Origin of the sequence: Pseudomonas sp. GX19020, assembly GCF_023371075.1 — a bacterium.
Lineage (GTDB): Bacteria > Pseudomonadota > Alphaproteobacteria > Rhodobacterales > Rhodobacteraceae > Pseudogemmobacter.
Genome location: NZ_JAMCCR010000010.1, coordinates 16,349 through 30,600 on the forward strand (window position 1 = coordinate 16,349; position 14,252 = coordinate 30,600).

Annotated in this window: 10 protein-coding genes; 1 reads left to right on the forward strand and 9 read right to left on the reverse strand. The window is 61.9% G+C overall.

What is annotated here, in order from left to right:
• Positions 1-11: 11 nt before the first annotated feature.
• The 9 genes from M3484_RS15125 to M3484_RS15165 all read right to left on the reverse strand — a co-directional run bounded on the left by M3484_RS15125 (position 12) and on the right by M3484_RS15165 (position 12,623).
• A complete protein-coding gene (locus M3484_RS15125) occupies positions 12-407 on the reverse strand; it encodes a (R)-mandelonitrile lyase (protein WP_249497508.1) in 396 nt (131 codons plus the stop codon).
• 239 nt (positions 408-646) lie between these two features.
• The gene (locus M3484_RS15130; protein WP_249497509.1) at positions 647-2,524 is read right to left on the reverse strand and encodes an AI-2E family transporter; all 1,878 of its coding nucleotides are present in this window, start codon (positions 2,522-2,524) and stop codon (positions 647-649) included.
• 326 nt (positions 2,525-2,850) lie between these two features.
• Entirely contained in the window at positions 2,851-4,683 is a 1,833-nt protein-coding gene (locus M3484_RS15135; RefSeq protein WP_249497510.1) for a response regulator, read from the reverse strand.
• Positions 4,676-5,536, reverse strand: a complete 861-nt coding sequence (locus tag M3484_RS15140; RefSeq protein WP_092904394.1) for a CheR family methyltransferase — start codon at positions 5,534-5,536, stop codon at positions 4,676-4,678. The genes M3484_RS15135 and M3484_RS15140 overlap by 8 nt, the downstream gene beginning before the upstream one ends.
• The gene (locus tag M3484_RS15145; RefSeq protein ID WP_249497511.1) at positions 5,533-8,643 is read right to left on the reverse strand and encodes a response regulator; all 3,111 of its coding nucleotides are present in this window, start codon (positions 8,641-8,643) and stop codon (positions 5,533-5,535) included. The genes M3484_RS15140 and M3484_RS15145 overlap by 4 nt, the downstream gene beginning before the upstream one ends.
• 319 nt (positions 8,644-8,962) lie before the next feature.
• Complete coding sequence (locus M3484_RS15150) at positions 8,963-10,273, reverse strand: MFS transporter (RefSeq protein WP_249497512.1); 1,311 nt, start codon at positions 10,271-10,273, stop codon at positions 8,963-8,965.
• Between the two features lie 470 nt (positions 10,274-10,743).
• On the reverse strand, positions 10,744-11,289 hold the full coding sequence (locus M3484_RS15155; protein ID WP_092904388.1) for a YaeQ family protein: 546 nt from the start codon (positions 11,287-11,289) through the stop codon (positions 10,744-10,746).
• 322 nt (positions 11,290-11,611) lie between these two features.
• Complete coding sequence (locus M3484_RS15160) at positions 11,612-12,361, reverse strand: pseudouridine synthase (protein ID WP_249497513.1); 750 nt, start codon at positions 12,359-12,361, stop codon at positions 11,612-11,614.
• A 46-nt stretch (positions 12,362-12,407) separates the two neighbouring features.
• Positions 12,408-12,623, reverse strand: coding sequence for a hypothetical protein (locus tag M3484_RS15165; protein WP_249497514.1), 216 nt, complete (start codon positions 12,621-12,623; stop codon positions 12,408-12,410).
• A 303-nt stretch (positions 12,624-12,926) separates the two neighbouring features.
• Between M3484_RS15165 and M3484_RS15170 the strand changes: the two genes are divergently transcribed.
• Positions 12,927-14,156 (forward strand): mechanosensitive ion channel family protein, encoded by a 1,230-nt coding sequence (locus M3484_RS15170; protein WP_249497515.1) that lies wholly within the window; start codon positions 12,927-12,929, stop codon positions 14,154-14,156.
• The last annotated feature ends 96 nt before the right edge of the window (positions 14,157-14,252 follow it).

Consider the following 14,252-nt stretch of genomic DNA (forward strand, 5'->3'; position numbering starts at 1 on the left):
TTTCAGCCAGGTCAGACGCCGTATTCGGCGTCACTTACATGTTCCAGCCAGTCGACGACCTTGCCGTCCTTTACTTCCTGAAGGGCGATATGGGTCATGGCGGTGGTGGGGCCGGCACCGTGCCAGTGGCGTTCATCCGGGGCGAACCAGACGACATCGCCGGGGCGGATTTCCTCGACAGGGCCGCCATCCCGCTGTACCCGGCCGAGGCCAGCCGTGACGATCAGTGTCTGACCCAGCGGGTGGGTGTGCCAGGCGGTGCGGGCGCCCGGCTCGAATGTCACACTCGCGCCCTGCACGCGGTCGGGCGCGGTGGGATTGAACAGGGTGTCGATACGGACCTGTCCGCTGAACCAGTCGGCGGGGCCTTTGCGCGAAGGCACCTGTCCGGCGCGGAATATTTCCATCGGTTTTCTCCTTAAGACATATCATCAGGGCGCAGCGGATACATGGCCCTCACCCGTAGCGGCGCCACCCTGCTCCAGCTGCGAAAGTAGCACAGATCGCCCGGCGCCTCATCACTGATCGGATGACCGCTGGTCAGCCGCCACAGCATAGAAGCAATCAGGAGGTGATCCGATGAGGCAGCTCCGGCGGCAGGTTGCGGGTGTTGCGGCGTGGCGGGGAATGCGCGGGTGCCGGATCTTCAGGCCGCAGACCGGGGCCGGCTTGCGCGTTTGCGGGGTTGGGTTTCCGGTAGGGGCAATGCGGGCACATCCTGCAGGGCTGCTTCCACGGCACGTTCCAGAGATGTCTCAACAAAATCCGCGCCCAGGGAGCGGGCTTCGGCCAGCTTTGCGGGATCAACCGGCGCCGGGCCCGCGGCCCCTTCAAGGATCAGATCTTTTGGCATCTGCCAGATCACGATGCCAAGACGCAGCCCCTCACGCAGCCGTTTGATCCGCCTGATATGCAGCAGTGACGCACGTGTGGGCGTCGAATCCAGGAAACACAGGATCACACAATCGGTTTCCGTAAGGTTAAGGGCCGCAAGCCCACCGGGCGTAAGATCCATATAAGATCTGTGGCGGACCTCGGCGCCTTCCTCCTGCAGGGATTGGGCAAGGATCGCCGCCGAGACATCATCTATGGGCCAGCGCCCGCCCAGACAGGTGATGCGCAGCTGCGGCTCAGCCCGCGCTTCGCCGGAGTCTTCGGCCAGCAGGGCCGCGATATCCGACACCACGGCCATCCCGACCCCGGCAAGCCTGCTTTCCTGTCCGGGCGAGAGCACACCACGGTCGCGATCATCCTGGGCCATCAACAGGGCCGGAAGCGCAACATCACGGTGAAATTCGGCAGCGGTCATATCCTCAAGCAATTCTTCCGCACGCGAGGCCGCCTCGATACGGTCGCCTGACAGCAAACGCTGATAAAACCTCTGGTGACTTGCCAGGACCGGCTCATCTCCGAACAGGATATCGAACAGCTCGAATTGTGGGATGTGACGGCCAAGGACAACAAGACACACGGTCAGCGGGGTCGACAGGACAAGGCCTAGCGGCCCCCAGAGAAACGTCCAGAAGATGGCAGAGACGATGATCGCCAGAGAGCTCACGCCGGTATTGGCCCCGTAGAGCCATGGTTCGATGATATTGGAGGTGATGAGTTCCACGACTGCAAAAAGCGCGGCGGTGTAGAGAACCGCCGACCAGTCTGAGGAAACCGCGAAGGCGAGAAACAGCGGGAAGGCCGCCGCAAGAACCGAGCCGATATAGGGGACGAAGCGCAGCACCAGCGTCAACAATCCCCAGAGTGCGGCATTCGGCACCCCGATCAGCCAGAGACCAATCCCGATCGGCAGCGCGTAGATGGCATTGACCAGCAACTGCATCAGAAGATAGCTGCCAACCCGGCCGCCCGCTTCCTCGAGAACCTGGGTCGTCCGGTGCAGATCGGCAGTGCCCACCAGACGGATGAACCTGTCACGCAGCCTGTCGCGCTCCAGCAGCATGAAGATCACCAATACGATCACAAGGCCGGTGGTCGCGATGGGGCTGACGAGCGGGACCACCAGGCTTTGCAGGATTTCAAGCGGGTTGCTGGGCTGCACCACCTGCACCGGCATGGGCTGGGCCGTGGCGGCACCTTCTCCCGGCAGGACGCCACTTATTTCAGAGTTGATCGAGGCCGCCATCTCCATCAGGCGCGACATCAGGCTGGCCTCGCCCGAGGCGCTCTGGATTGCATCAAGTTTGCTGATGATATTTGCCTGGAAGCTCGGCAGCTTAACCGCGAGATCTGCCAGCTGATAAAAGACAACAAGGCTGAACAGGCCGATCACGAAGAAGGCAAGTGCCGTGGCCAGCAGGACAGAGGTCAGCATCGGCAGGCCCATCCTGCGCGCCCCCGAAACCAGTGGTGACAGCGCGAAGGCGATCAGCATCGCGACCGCGATGGGCAGGAAGACATCCTGTGCCACATAAAGGACGGCGGCGACGGCGACGATGGTCGCCATGCGGGGCAGCGTGATCCTTCCGACCGAGGAGGATGCGCTTTCAGTCAGAGGTGGTGTTTCCGACATTTGTCACCTGCACTTACATAGCCATGCGTCACATAAAGCAAGACAGGTCCGGGCCTTTTGACCTGCCAGTCTCGCTTTCGGGCGTGTCGAAATGCGCTGTCACAACAAACTGTGCCTCATGGCGCGGGGATGCGTCAGTCATGCACGGTTTGTGCCGATAGTCACCGGCGGTTTGCAGTCTGGCAAGGCAAAAGATCTGCGGATCACCTGAAGGAATGGGCCGGCAGAGGGCGAAGTCGGTCGCCGCAACTTGCATGGTTGCTCCAAGGAAGCGATCGCATTTCGGCGCAGCTTCTGGCAGGTGTCGCCAGGCAAAGCCGTTATTCTCAGCCTGCCGCGCGCCTGCTTTCGCCGGTCTGCAGTTTAAGCACGATCTCCAGCAGCTTGTCCTGATCCACCGGCTTGGTCAGCAAGGGGGCGTCCTGAAAGTCACGCGGCAGTTGATCCCGGCTGTAGCCGCTGATGAAACAGAACGGCACGCCGCGCAGCCGCAGGGTATGGGCAACCACATCCACCGGCGCGCCGCGCAGATTGCCGTCCAGCAGTGCGACGTCGAAATCCAGCGTGCGCGCCGCGACTATCGCCTCGTCAAGACTGGCCGCGATCTTCACGACCCGGGCACCGGCATCCTCGAGCACGTCGGAGAGCTCCATCGAGATCAGCGGCTCATCCTCGACCAGCAGGACCCGGCTGTCTTTGATGCCATCGCGCTGCGGCACGCCCGGCCGGTCGACCCTGGTCTCAGCGCTGCGCTGCGCGCCGTCAAACCCAAAGCCGGAATGGATCATGATCCGCCAGATCACCCCGGCCCTGTTCCAGTCAACCTCGACCCGGCCATCGCCGACGCCGTTCTGGATCAGATCGGAGCCGAAGCCACGCCTTGTGGGCGTGCTGACCGGGGGGCCGCCGGTTTCCTGCCAGGTCAGGCTCAGCCCTTCGGCATCAATGGTCCAGGACAGGTTCACCCGCCCCAGGGCGCGACCTGAAGCCTGCGAAAGGGCACCATATTTTGCCGCATTGGTCCCCAGTTCATGCAGGATCAGCGCGAGGCGCAGCGTCACTTCCGGCGAGAGCGCCACATCGGGCCCGCTGACGTCGATGAGGTCGCGGTCGAGGGTGCCGGCTTCGATCTGATCTCTGACCAGCTGGCCCAGAGACGCTTTGGACCAGGTGACATCCGACAGAATGGAATGCGCGCGGGCCAGCGCCTGGAGCCGGCCTGAAAACCGCAGGTTGAACTCTGGCAGGGTGGTCGAGGTGCGCAGCGTCTGGCGCATGATCGCCTGCACATTGGCCAGCGTGTTCTTGATCCTGTGGTTCAGTTCACCGACCAGGAGGGCGCGGACCTTTTCGGATTGATGACGCTCGGTTGTTTCGAGCACCTGCAGGGAAAGCGAAGGGCTGCCGGTTGCCGGGTCGATTACCACCGAACCATAAATTTCGCAGTTGATCTCGCCCTTCGCGCCGGTGGCGACGGCCTCGGCACTGTGTCTCGCAACCGTTCCGGCATTTGCGATCCAGTCTCTGAACTGCGCCAGGGTCTCGGGCCGGAAACAGCCGGCCTCGCCCAGATCGCGGCCCAGCACCCGGCCCGCACCGATGCCGAAAATTCGCTCCGCACCGCCCGACCAGCCAAGCAGGTTCAGGCCGGCATCGCACTCGATCACCCCAAGCGGCGAATTGTCGGCATGGGCCCGCAGCGTGGCAATCGCAAGGTCGCGCGCCTGGGCGCTTTCGCGCAGCTCGTCGCGCTGGCGCTCGAGGTTGATGGTCTGTTGGGCCAGCCGATAGAAAACCTCGGCTTTCGAGCGCAGGATGATCGGGTCAATCGGCTTGTAAATATAGTCAATCCCGCCGGCCTCATAGCCCTGGAAGTGACGGATCTCATTGTGATCGGCTGCGGTGACGAAGATGATCGGGATCTCTCGGGTCCGCGCACTGCCGCGCATCAGTTCGGCCAGTTCATAGCCATTGGTGCCGGGCATCTGGACATCAACAAAGGCCAGACGGAAGTCATAATGCAGCATCAGCTCCAGCGCTTCGGTGGCCGAGCGCGCCTGGTGGATTTCCAGCCCGTCGCGGCGCAGCAGCGTCTCCAGCGCGAGAAGGTTCTCGGGGAGATCGTCAACCAGCAGGAAACGGATGGCTTTATTAGGCATTTTCAATCTTTTCGATATTCGTGCGGCGCCAGATGCGCTCACCCTCGTCATGGGCGCTGAAAGCAGGTTTGATCTTCGAGAACCGCAATGTCTCATGCGAACCAAGGCCAAGGAAGCCACCACGCACCAGCGATTCCGCGAAAAGCCCCAGAACGCGGTTCTGGAGGGTTTCGTCGAAATAGATCAGCACATTGCGGCACGAGATCAGATGCATTTCGGAAAATACCTGATCGGTCGCGAGGTCATGTTCGGAAAACAGCGTGCGCTGGCGCAGATGACGGTGGAATGCCGCGCCGCGATAGGCTGCGGTGTAATAATCTGACAGCGTCGTCTTGCCGCCGGCCGCGCGGTAATTCTCGCTGAACTTTGGCACGCGTCCGGTGTCATAGATCCCGGCCGAGGCCTTGCTGAGCGCGCGGCGGTTGATTTCGGTCGCGTAGAACATGGTGCGATCCAACAGACCCTCTTCGGCGAAGAGAATGGCCAGCGAATAGAGCTCCTCGCCATTGGCGCAGCCCGGCACCCAGACCTTCAGCGAGGGGAAGGTGTGCAGATGCGGGATAACCTTCTGGCGCAGGGCGAGGTAATAACCCGGATCGCGGAACAGATCGCTGACCTGGACCGTCATGGCGTCAATCACGTCATGCAACAGCTCCGGCTCGCGCAGCACCCGCGCCTGCATCGCCGAAATGCTGTCACAGCCGAGACGGGTCCGCGCCACCTCGACCCGCCGCACAAGCGATGAACGGGCATAAGCGCTGAAATCATAGTGATAGCGCCGCCGGAGCGCCTCGAGAAACAGATCCGTTTCAATGTCACTGATTTTGTCGCTGACTGAAACCGGGGTCGTCATTTCGGCATCCAGACCCGGATCAGCGACAGAAGCTTGTCAACATCCAGCGGTTTGGCGAGGTAGTCATTCGCCCCGGCGGCAAGGCATTTGGCCTGATCATCGGCCATGGCTTTCGCCGTCAGCATGATGATCGGCAGGGCCCGCCATTTCGAAATGCGCCGGATCTCTTTGGTCGCGGTCAGCCCGTCCATCTCGGGCATCATCACATCCATCAGCACCAGATCGACCGGAGGCTCGGCGCCATCCGTCACCCGGCCCAGCATATCCAGCGCCTCGCGGCCATTGCGGGCGATGCGGATATCGACGCCATGCGGCTCCAGCACCCCGGTCAGGGCGTAGATATTGCGGACATCATCCTCGACCACAAGAATGCGGCGCCCGTCCAGTTCCGCATCGCGGTTCAGCGAGGCCGCCAGCATTTCGCGCTGACGCTGCGGCAGATCCGAGACCACCTGATGCAGGAACAGCGTCACCTCATCGATCAGCCTCTCGGGCGATTTTGCACCTTTGACGATGATCGATTGCGAATGACGGCGCAGGCGCTGCTCCTCGGCTTCAGAGAGGGCGCGTGCCGTATAGACGATCACCGGCGGGAAAGAGGCGGTCTCGTCCTGGCTCAGCTGTTCGAGAAGATCGAACCCCGTCCCGTCGGGCAGGTTCATATCCAGCACGATACAGTCGAAGGTTTTGTTGCGGCAGGCTGCCAGTGCGGCGGCGGTTGTCGCGGCACCGGTGACCTCGACCGCATCCGAGCCGAGAAGTGCCTTGATCCCAGACAGCTGCGCGGGATCATCCTCGACCACCAGCAGGCGGCGGATCCGGCTGTTGGCCTGGAATTCGATACTGTCGAGCGCCTCGATCAGGGATTCGCGTGCCACCGGCTTCATCAGGTAATTCACCGCGCCCTTCGCCATGGCATCGCGGGTGTGATCGGCGGCCGAGACGACATGGACCGGAATATGCCGGGTCGCGGGCGCGCGTTTCAGGCGGTCCAGCACCGTCAGGCCGGAATGATCGGGCAGGCCCATATCCAGGATCACGCCCACCGGCAGATAGGTCTGCGCAGCCCGGACCGCATCATCGGCGCTGCTGACCACAATCGCGCGAAAGCCGCGCTCATGCGCAAGATCAAGCAGGATACGGGCAAAGGCCGGATCATCCTCGACGATCAGCAGGCTGCGGTCCTCCTCGCCCAGCTCGCCGCGATCGTCACTCAGGTCGATGATCTGGCCCGGACCGCGCTTGGGTATGGGCTGCGTTTCTGCGGCGCGCGGGGCGGCGGGCTTCAGTCCGGGCCGCAGCTCTGCAGGCGGCAGTTCATCGATCTCTTTCAGGGTTTTCGGCAGCGAGAGCGAGAAGACACTTCCCTTGCCGGGCGCACTTTCCAGCGTGATCTGCCCTTCCAGAAGGTCGGCGAGATCGCGCGAGATCGCAAGGCCAAGTCCGGTGCCACCAAAGCGGCGCGAGATCGAGCCATCCGCCTGGCGGAACGCCTCGAATACAGCCTTGTGCTGTTCGGGATCGATGCCGATACCGGTATCCTTCACCCGGAAGCGCACGCCCTCGCCCTCACGCGTCAGCGACAGCGTGACCGCGCCGTGATCGGTGAATTTCAGCGCATTTCCGACGAAATTGCGCAGAATCTGCTCGACCCGCGCAGGGTCGGTGATGATGCCGGGAATATCCCCGGCAATCTCGGTTTCAAGCTTCAGACCTTTTTCCGACGCCGCGAAGGTGAAGGCGCGCGCGATGCGCTGCACAATCTCGCGCGGATCGCTGGGCTCGGGCGAGATCGCAACCTTGCCGGCTTCGATCCGGGCCAGATCCAGGATGTCATTGATCAGGCGCAGCAGATCCTTGCCCGAGCTTTCCACCGTTTCGGCCCAGCGGACCTGTTCGCCCGTCAGATTGCCACCACGGTTTTCGCTGAGCAGCCGCGCCATGATCAAAAGAGCATTCAGCGGCGTGCGCAGCTCATGCGACATATTGGCGACGAATTCGGATTTGTAGCGGCTTTCGCGGGCCAGTTCCTCGGCCTGTTCGGCCAGCTTGCGCCCGGAGGCCGCCAGGGTGTCGCGCTGCTCTTCCATCTCGGCGGTCTGCTGCTCAAGCTGGGCGTTCTGTTCTTCCAGCGCCGCCTGCTGATCGCGCAGCAGCCCTTCGCTGCGCTTGAGCGCCTCGGTCTGTTCCTCAAGCTCGGCATTGGTGTCGGCCAGCCGCTCGGAATGGCTGCGCAATTCCTCTGATTGCTGGCGGGTCTCATCCAGCAGCTGCTGCACTTCCTCGCGGTACAAAGCCGAGCGCAACTCGACCCCGGCCTTGTCGCCAAGGCTTTCGATCAGCTGCCGTTCCGCATCGGTCGGCTCGCGGTCAAGGCCGATCTCAATCACTCCATTGACCACGCCATTCTCGCGGGTGGGCACGATCACCGAACAGGCAGACCGGCCCCGCATCAGCCCTGATCCCCAGTCAAGCGCCGCCTCTCCCGGTGCCTTAAGCACCACGGTTTCATTACCCTGCAATGCCCGGCGCAGATGGCCGGCCTGCCGACCGGGCTGGCCTTCATGCAGAGCCTCGGCCGTGTTGGCGGTTCCCCAGGAGGCGACGGGGATCAGGCTGTCCTGCTGCTTTTCCCACAGGACCGCCGCCCGTGCCCCAAGCGCCCCGGAGACCAGCCGCAGCGTGTTCTCGCCGATCTGCACCCGGCTCAGATCGCCCTCGAGCGCTTTCGCCAGCGCCATCTCGATGCTCTTTCGCCAGTCCTCGGCCGCAATGCGCAGACGGTTTCGCACCATGAACGTCCCGGCAACGGCCAGAAAGACCAGCGAGGCCGAGGCCAGACTGCGGTTCGAAAGCGCGATTGCGACGTTGTTTTCGCGCTCATCCAGCACATAGCCGAGGATCAGCATCACTATGCCCGCCACCGCGATCGCCGAGGGCAGCCAGAGGAACCGCAGCGAGAAGCTGACCGCGAGCGCCAGCAGATAGCCCAGCCAGACCGCATGGCCCAGAGGGATGTTCAGGTCGGCGATGAAGCTGGCCAGCATAATCGCCACGACGGCGACCAGACCGAGAACGTTGAGATACTCTTTGCTGTCAGTCTTCATCCTGCTCTCCCCCAGCAACCTGATCCGGCAGCGCCATAGTTACATGATTATTCCTTAGCGGGTTCATAATAACAGACGATCACGCTATGGGAGTAGGCTGACAGGCCCTGAAAAGCCAGCCCCGGGCGCAAGGATAGTGATGGCCTGTTGGATGAGCGGCTGCGCATTGCGTGCGCCGTGAAAGCGCAGGGGCCAGTTCATGTGCCTGTTCCGCAACGGCAGCGCGCGCTGAATGCCGTTCCTCGTCAGAATGATCGGGCAGCTTCCCTGAGAGGGAGGGGCCCGGACAGCTCGGCCCGGGCCGCAAGGACTGCCACGCTCAGAGCAGGGCTTTTCTCTTCGTCTCGGGGGCCCAGAGGATGGACATCACCAGCCCCAGAAGCGGGAGGCCCGCCATGATCATCAGCGCCGCCGATGCGCCGAGGGTCTCAAGCGCATAGGGCAGGAGATAGACCGCCGCTGCCGCCGAGATCCGCGAGAAAGCCGCCGAGAACCCAACCCCGGTCGAGCGCAGATGCGTGTCGAAAATCTCGGCGGGATAGACGTATTGAATGTTATTGGCCGCAGGCGCAACAAACATATAGACCGCGAAAAGGCCGACAATCACCCAGATTGGCGCCTGCGGGAACAGACCGATCGCCAGCAATGTCACGAACATCACCGCGAAGGTGGAAATGACGAAATGGCGGCGGCTGAGCCAGGCGATCAGGAAGAGGCCGAAAACCGCCCCCAGGATCTGCATGAGGTTCAGCCAGATATCGACCGTGGTCTGATCCTCGATCCCGAGCGAGTCGAACACCGGCCCGATAAAGGTGAAGATCGCGAAGAACGGCCCCACCTGGCAGAACCAGAACAGGCCGGAATAGAGATGCTGGCGGACATTGGGCCCTTTCAGCAAGTCACGCGCCGAGGGCTGGTTGAGCTTCAGCTCCACATCGGGGATCGCAAAGCCCTTGCCGAAATGGCGTTCGACCACAGCCTGAGCCTCGGCGTCGCGGCCGCGGGCCTTCAGCCACATCGGTGTTTCCGGCAGGCCTATGCGCAACAAAAACACCATAAGGGCCGGAATCGCGCTGGTTGCCAGCAAGAGCCGCCAGTTGTCGCCGGAATAGATCAGGTTGCCATAGACAAAGGCGATGGTGAAACCGACCTGCCAGCCCACCGCAAAGCTGCCCAGCAACACGCCGCGCCCCTTGCGGCGCGAGAATTCGGCAAGAACCGAGGTGCCGACCGCATATTCCACCCCGACCGCCAGACCAAGCGCAAGGCGCAAGAGCACCAGTTGCCAGACCTCCTGCACGAAAAGCTGCAAAAGCGAGAGCAGGACGAAAGCCAGCAGGTTCCAGGAGAATACCGGCCTGCGGCCGAAGCGGTCGGCCAGATTGCCAAAGAACAGTCCGCCGATAAAGACGCCGATCAGGGCACTTGCCGCAATCAGCCCCTGGCCCAGGGCGGAAAGCTCCATCTCCTGTTTCGCAAGTGCCAGGGCCGGTCCGACAATCCCCAGCACATAGCCGTCAAGCGCGGCGCCCCCAAGAACTGCCGCCGCCGCAAGGATATGGACAGGCCGCATGGGCGCCTCATCCAGCCGCATCAGGCCAGGCCCGCCCGTTTCAGTTTGAGAAGCCATGTTCCCCCCAGAGAGTTGATTGCCTTGCTGCCTCTCCCGTGGACTGTCTGCCGCCTGTGTCCGTGACAGAGTGTCGGGTACATGGGCCGGTGTCCTGCCTCAGCCAGGCCACAGGTATGGGTGCTGCCTTTTTTGGGCATCACAGCGGAACTGACCGACCAAAATGCGACCACCTGCAACAGCGGACGCCATTTTTGCCACCCGGATCCCGAGCCTGCGGGTGCATCGTCGAAAATCTAGCGCGCCTGTCGCAACAGTCTGAATTGAAAAACTTCGTATTCGGGGATGCCGATGTCTCGCGGGGGGATCGCGCAGGCTGTGAATTCAGTCAGGCCGCTCTGGCTGCCCGTTCTGGCAGCCCGCCGGTTCCGCGAAGCCCGTATCGATCGCACCAGGCCGCGTTGACTGCGTCTAAACGCAACCCGACGCCGATTATGGCTGCCACCGGTCACATCGCGATCAGAGGCCCGTTAAGCAGCAGCCTTCCATTTTGTCGGACTGACATAGAGAACGCTGCCATCGACGCTGACCATCACGTCGCCATCCTGGATATTGACCTGCAGCTTCATCGAGCGGTTTGCCTCCTTCGCCAGCCCGGCCGTGTCTTCCTGTGTCAGGTTGATCACCTGCAGATTGTCGAAGCGCGCGGAGCTGCCCTTGATTTTATCCCACCAGATCTCGGCCTGCCTGCCACCATAGGCGTAGACGGTGACCTTTTTGGATTTGCTGCAGGACTGGCGAATGACCTTCTCGCTGGGCAGGCCCAGTGCGACCCATAGCTCAAGATCGCCGCTGAGGCTCTTTTGCCAGATGTCCGGCTCGTCATCCGTTGAGAGGCCCCTGGTCATCTCCAGCTCGGCTTCGGCGTTGAGGGCGAAGGCAAGAAGTCGCACCATCAGCCGCTCATCCGTCTCGGAAGGGTGTTTTGCAACGGTCAGCTTGTGGGTTTCGTAATAGTGGCGATCCATATCGGCCACGGACAGCTCGACTTTGTAGATGGTGGCATTCTGCGCCATGACCGGACCCCGGATATGTAAGATGAGGGTGCATAGAGCCTTTGGAGCCGTTGGGTAAGCGCGAAAACCTTCGGGGCAACGCTCCACCGCGTATTTCCGATTCCGGTTGCCTGGATTTCGTTGATCAGGGATCGAATGCCTGCCCTGTGATCGGTTTGGCCGTGGCGCGCGATGCGCGCCCCCATCAGGCCGCGACCACGTCTGTACGGCGCTTCCGGACCTGCATACCGCAGCCCTGCACAGAAATGGGCTGATCCTCAGACAATGGGAATAAGCCAGGCAGCCAATGCACCTTTCGGGTCGAAACCTGTGCGACCCGGTTTCAGCCGGGACCATCCTGCAGAAAGACCCGCTGCTGATCTTCCTCCCCGAGCAGCCTCCAGGCACCGGCCTCCAGATCCTCAGGCAGGCGCAGCTGCCCCAGGCGCTCACGATGCAGCGCCTCGACATGATTGCCACAGGCCGCGAACATGCGGCGCACCTGATGGTATCGCCCCTCCGTGATCGTGAGCAGGGCTTCGGTCGGGGACAGGATGTCCAGAACAGCGGGGTCCAGCGGCTTTGTCTCGCCTTTCAGCATCAGATCGCCAGAGGCAAACAGCGCTGCCTCGTCGCCGTTCAGCGGTCGGGCAAGGGTGGCGCGATAGGTCTTGCTGACCTTGCGTCGCGGGCTGATGATCCGATGCAGAAGAGCGCCATCGTCGGTCAGGAGCAGGAGACCCGAGGTTTCTTTGTCAAGCCGGCCGACCGTCGAGAGGACCGGATCACGCTGCCGCCAGCGCGGCGGCAGCAGGCCGTAGACCAGGGGCCCCGCTTCGCTGTGCGAGCAGGTCACGCCGGTGGGCTTGTTCATAAGGATCACCATCCCTGCCACGGGATCAAGCGGCGCATCGTCGACACTCAGGCGCGCCGGCAGATCCGCGTCAACCGTGATGCGGCTTGTCACATCGACGGGTTTTTCCCCATCCAGCGTGATCCGCCCGGCGCGCGCCAGCCGGCCAATCTCGCTGCGCGATCCATAGCCCATAGAGGAGAGCAATTTGTCGATCCGGGCGGTTACGGCTTTCGGCATCTTGTCGGTCTCCGTTCTGGTCGGATGGTGGGGGCCTGGCGGGATCTTACGCCAGAACATTCCCCCATGGCTTCAGGCTGACGCCATTTTCGCGCAAGGCCGCGTCGATCCGGCTGAACAGGTCGTTGCCGCAGGCCATCTCACGATCCTGCTGCGACACCCAGTATTTTACCCGACAGGGGATGCCAAGTGGTACGACCCGGACGCCAGGCGGATTGCCTGTGGCGATGGTTTCCGCCCCTGCCAGAACCTGTGTGATCAACGCCTTCGCCTGCGCAACAGGAGGGGCGGGGGCTTCGTTGCGCGCCTTCGGGGCAGGGCAGTCCTCCTGCAATCCCCACCCTGCAGGTTACCGGGTGCGTGCAACATGGTCATGGCCCTGGAAAGGCAGGAGGAAGAGGTCCGGACCTGGCCCTTTACTCCACGTAAGCCCGCGATCCCGCATGGGATAGTGATCACGATGCCGACAGACTGGCCGGTCGTGACATTGCTCCGAGGCGCCTGAGAGGGCAAAAGGCAGGGTCACCCTTTCGCAGGCAAAACCGGCAGATGAGAGACCAAGATTATGCATAACCTCTGGGCCTTCGCGGTCGATACTCCCTGGGTCGAAACCCTTTTCTGGCTCAGTGCGCTGATCCTTGCCGCAATCCTGGTGAATATCGTTACTAAGGCCGTGCTGGTGAAACTTCTTCACCGCCTGATCGAAGGTGTCCAATATATCCAGGGACCCGAGGTTGTACGGTCCGGGGTAATCGCAAGGATCGCCAATGCCGCGCCTGCCCTGGTGATTTCTGCCGGTATCATGCAGGTACCGGGCTTGCCCTTTGCCATCGCCACAATCGTCCGAAACGTCGCGAACGCGTTCAATATCCTGGTTTTTGCGATGGCCATCTCGGCCGCGCTCGGACTGTTCCACACCATCTGGAACCGGCGTTCTGCGGGCAATGGCAGATCCATAAAGGGCTATGTTCAGGTAGCCACAATTCTCGTCTATGGCATTGCCGCGATTCTGATGGTTGCGGCTGTCATCGACCGCTCACCCCTGATCCTTCTCTCCGGGCTCGGTGCGCTGACCGCCGTTCTGATCCTCGTTTTTCAGGATACGCTTCTGTCGCTGGTCGCATCGGTTCAGATCAGCTCGACCGACATGGTCAAGGTTGGTGACTGGGTGGAAATGCCGGCCCAGAATGCCGATGGCGATGTGATCGAGATCGCGCTCCATACCGTAAAAGTCCAGAACTGGGACAAGACGATCACGACGGTTCCGATCCGGAATCTCGTAACCCAGCCCTTCAAGAACTGGCGCGGGATGCAGGAAACAGGCGGGCGCAGGATCAAGCGCTCGCTCTACATCGATCAGAATACCATCCGATATCTTTCGGATGACGAGTTGCTTCGACTGCAGCAGATGAAGCCCATCAGAAGCTATATCGAGCGAAAGACCCGTGAACTGTCGGACTGGAACGCGGTGCTTGAGCCCGATGAAGTCAGCTCTAACCGCCGCCAACTGACCAATATCGGCACCTTCCGTGCCTATGTGGAAAGTTATCTCAAAGCGCATTCGCAGCTTCGTCAGGATATGACGATGATCGTGCGTCAGCTTCCCCCCGAGGCCGACGGGCTGCCGATCGAGATCTATTGCTTTACGAACACCATCGCCTGGGTGGCCTATGAGGGCATACAGTCGGATATTTTCGACCACCTTTACGGCGTCCTGCCAGAGTTCGGCCTTTCTGTGTTTCAGTCACCTTCGGGGAGTGATTTCAGAAGATTGCCAATTCGCGACGGTGCCTGAAAGCGCACCCGCTGCGTATCAGGCCTGTGTGTTTTCCGCCTGGATCTCTGCCCCGCCGTCGGTCGACGGTCGGGGCAGCAGTCTTTCTCGTGCCGG

What these genes read in the sequence shown, in the direction of transcription:
- M3484_RS15150 (WP_249497512.1), bottom strand. Translation starts at nt 10,273, where the DNA reads ATGGCTTCTCAAACTGAAACGGGCGGGCCTGGCCTGATGCGGCTGGAT.
- M3484_RS15155 (WP_092904388.1), bottom strand. Translation starts at nt 11,289, where the DNA reads ATGGCGCAGAATGCCACCATCTACAAAGTCGAGCTGTCCGTGGCCGAT.
- M3484_RS15140 (WP_092904394.1), bottom strand. Translation starts at nt 5,536, where the DNA reads ATGACGACCCCGGTTTCAGTCAGCGACAAAATCAGTGACATTGAAACG.
- M3484_RS15160 (WP_249497513.1), bottom strand. Translation starts at nt 12,361, where the DNA reads ATGCCGAAAGCCGTAACCGCCCGGATCGACAAATTGCTCTCCTCTATG.
- M3484_RS15125 (WP_249497508.1), bottom strand. Translation starts at nt 407, where the DNA reads ATGGAAATATTCCGCGCCGGACAGGTGCCTTCGCGCAAAGGCCCCGCC.
- M3484_RS15130 (WP_249497509.1), bottom strand. Translation starts at nt 2,524, where the DNA reads ATGTCGGAAACACCACCTCTGACTGAAAGCGCATCCTCCTCGGTCGGA.
- M3484_RS15135 (WP_249497510.1), bottom strand. Translation starts at nt 4,683, where the DNA reads ATGCCTAATAAAGCCATCCGTTTCCTGCTGGTTGACGATCTCCCCGAG.
- M3484_RS15145 (WP_249497511.1), bottom strand. Translation starts at nt 8,643, where the DNA reads ATGAAGACTGACAGCAAAGAGTATCTCAACGTTCTCGGTCTGGTCGCC.
- M3484_RS15170 (WP_249497515.1), top strand. Translation starts at nt 12,927, where the DNA reads ATGCATAACCTCTGGGCCTTCGCGGTCGATACTCCCTGGGTCGAAACC.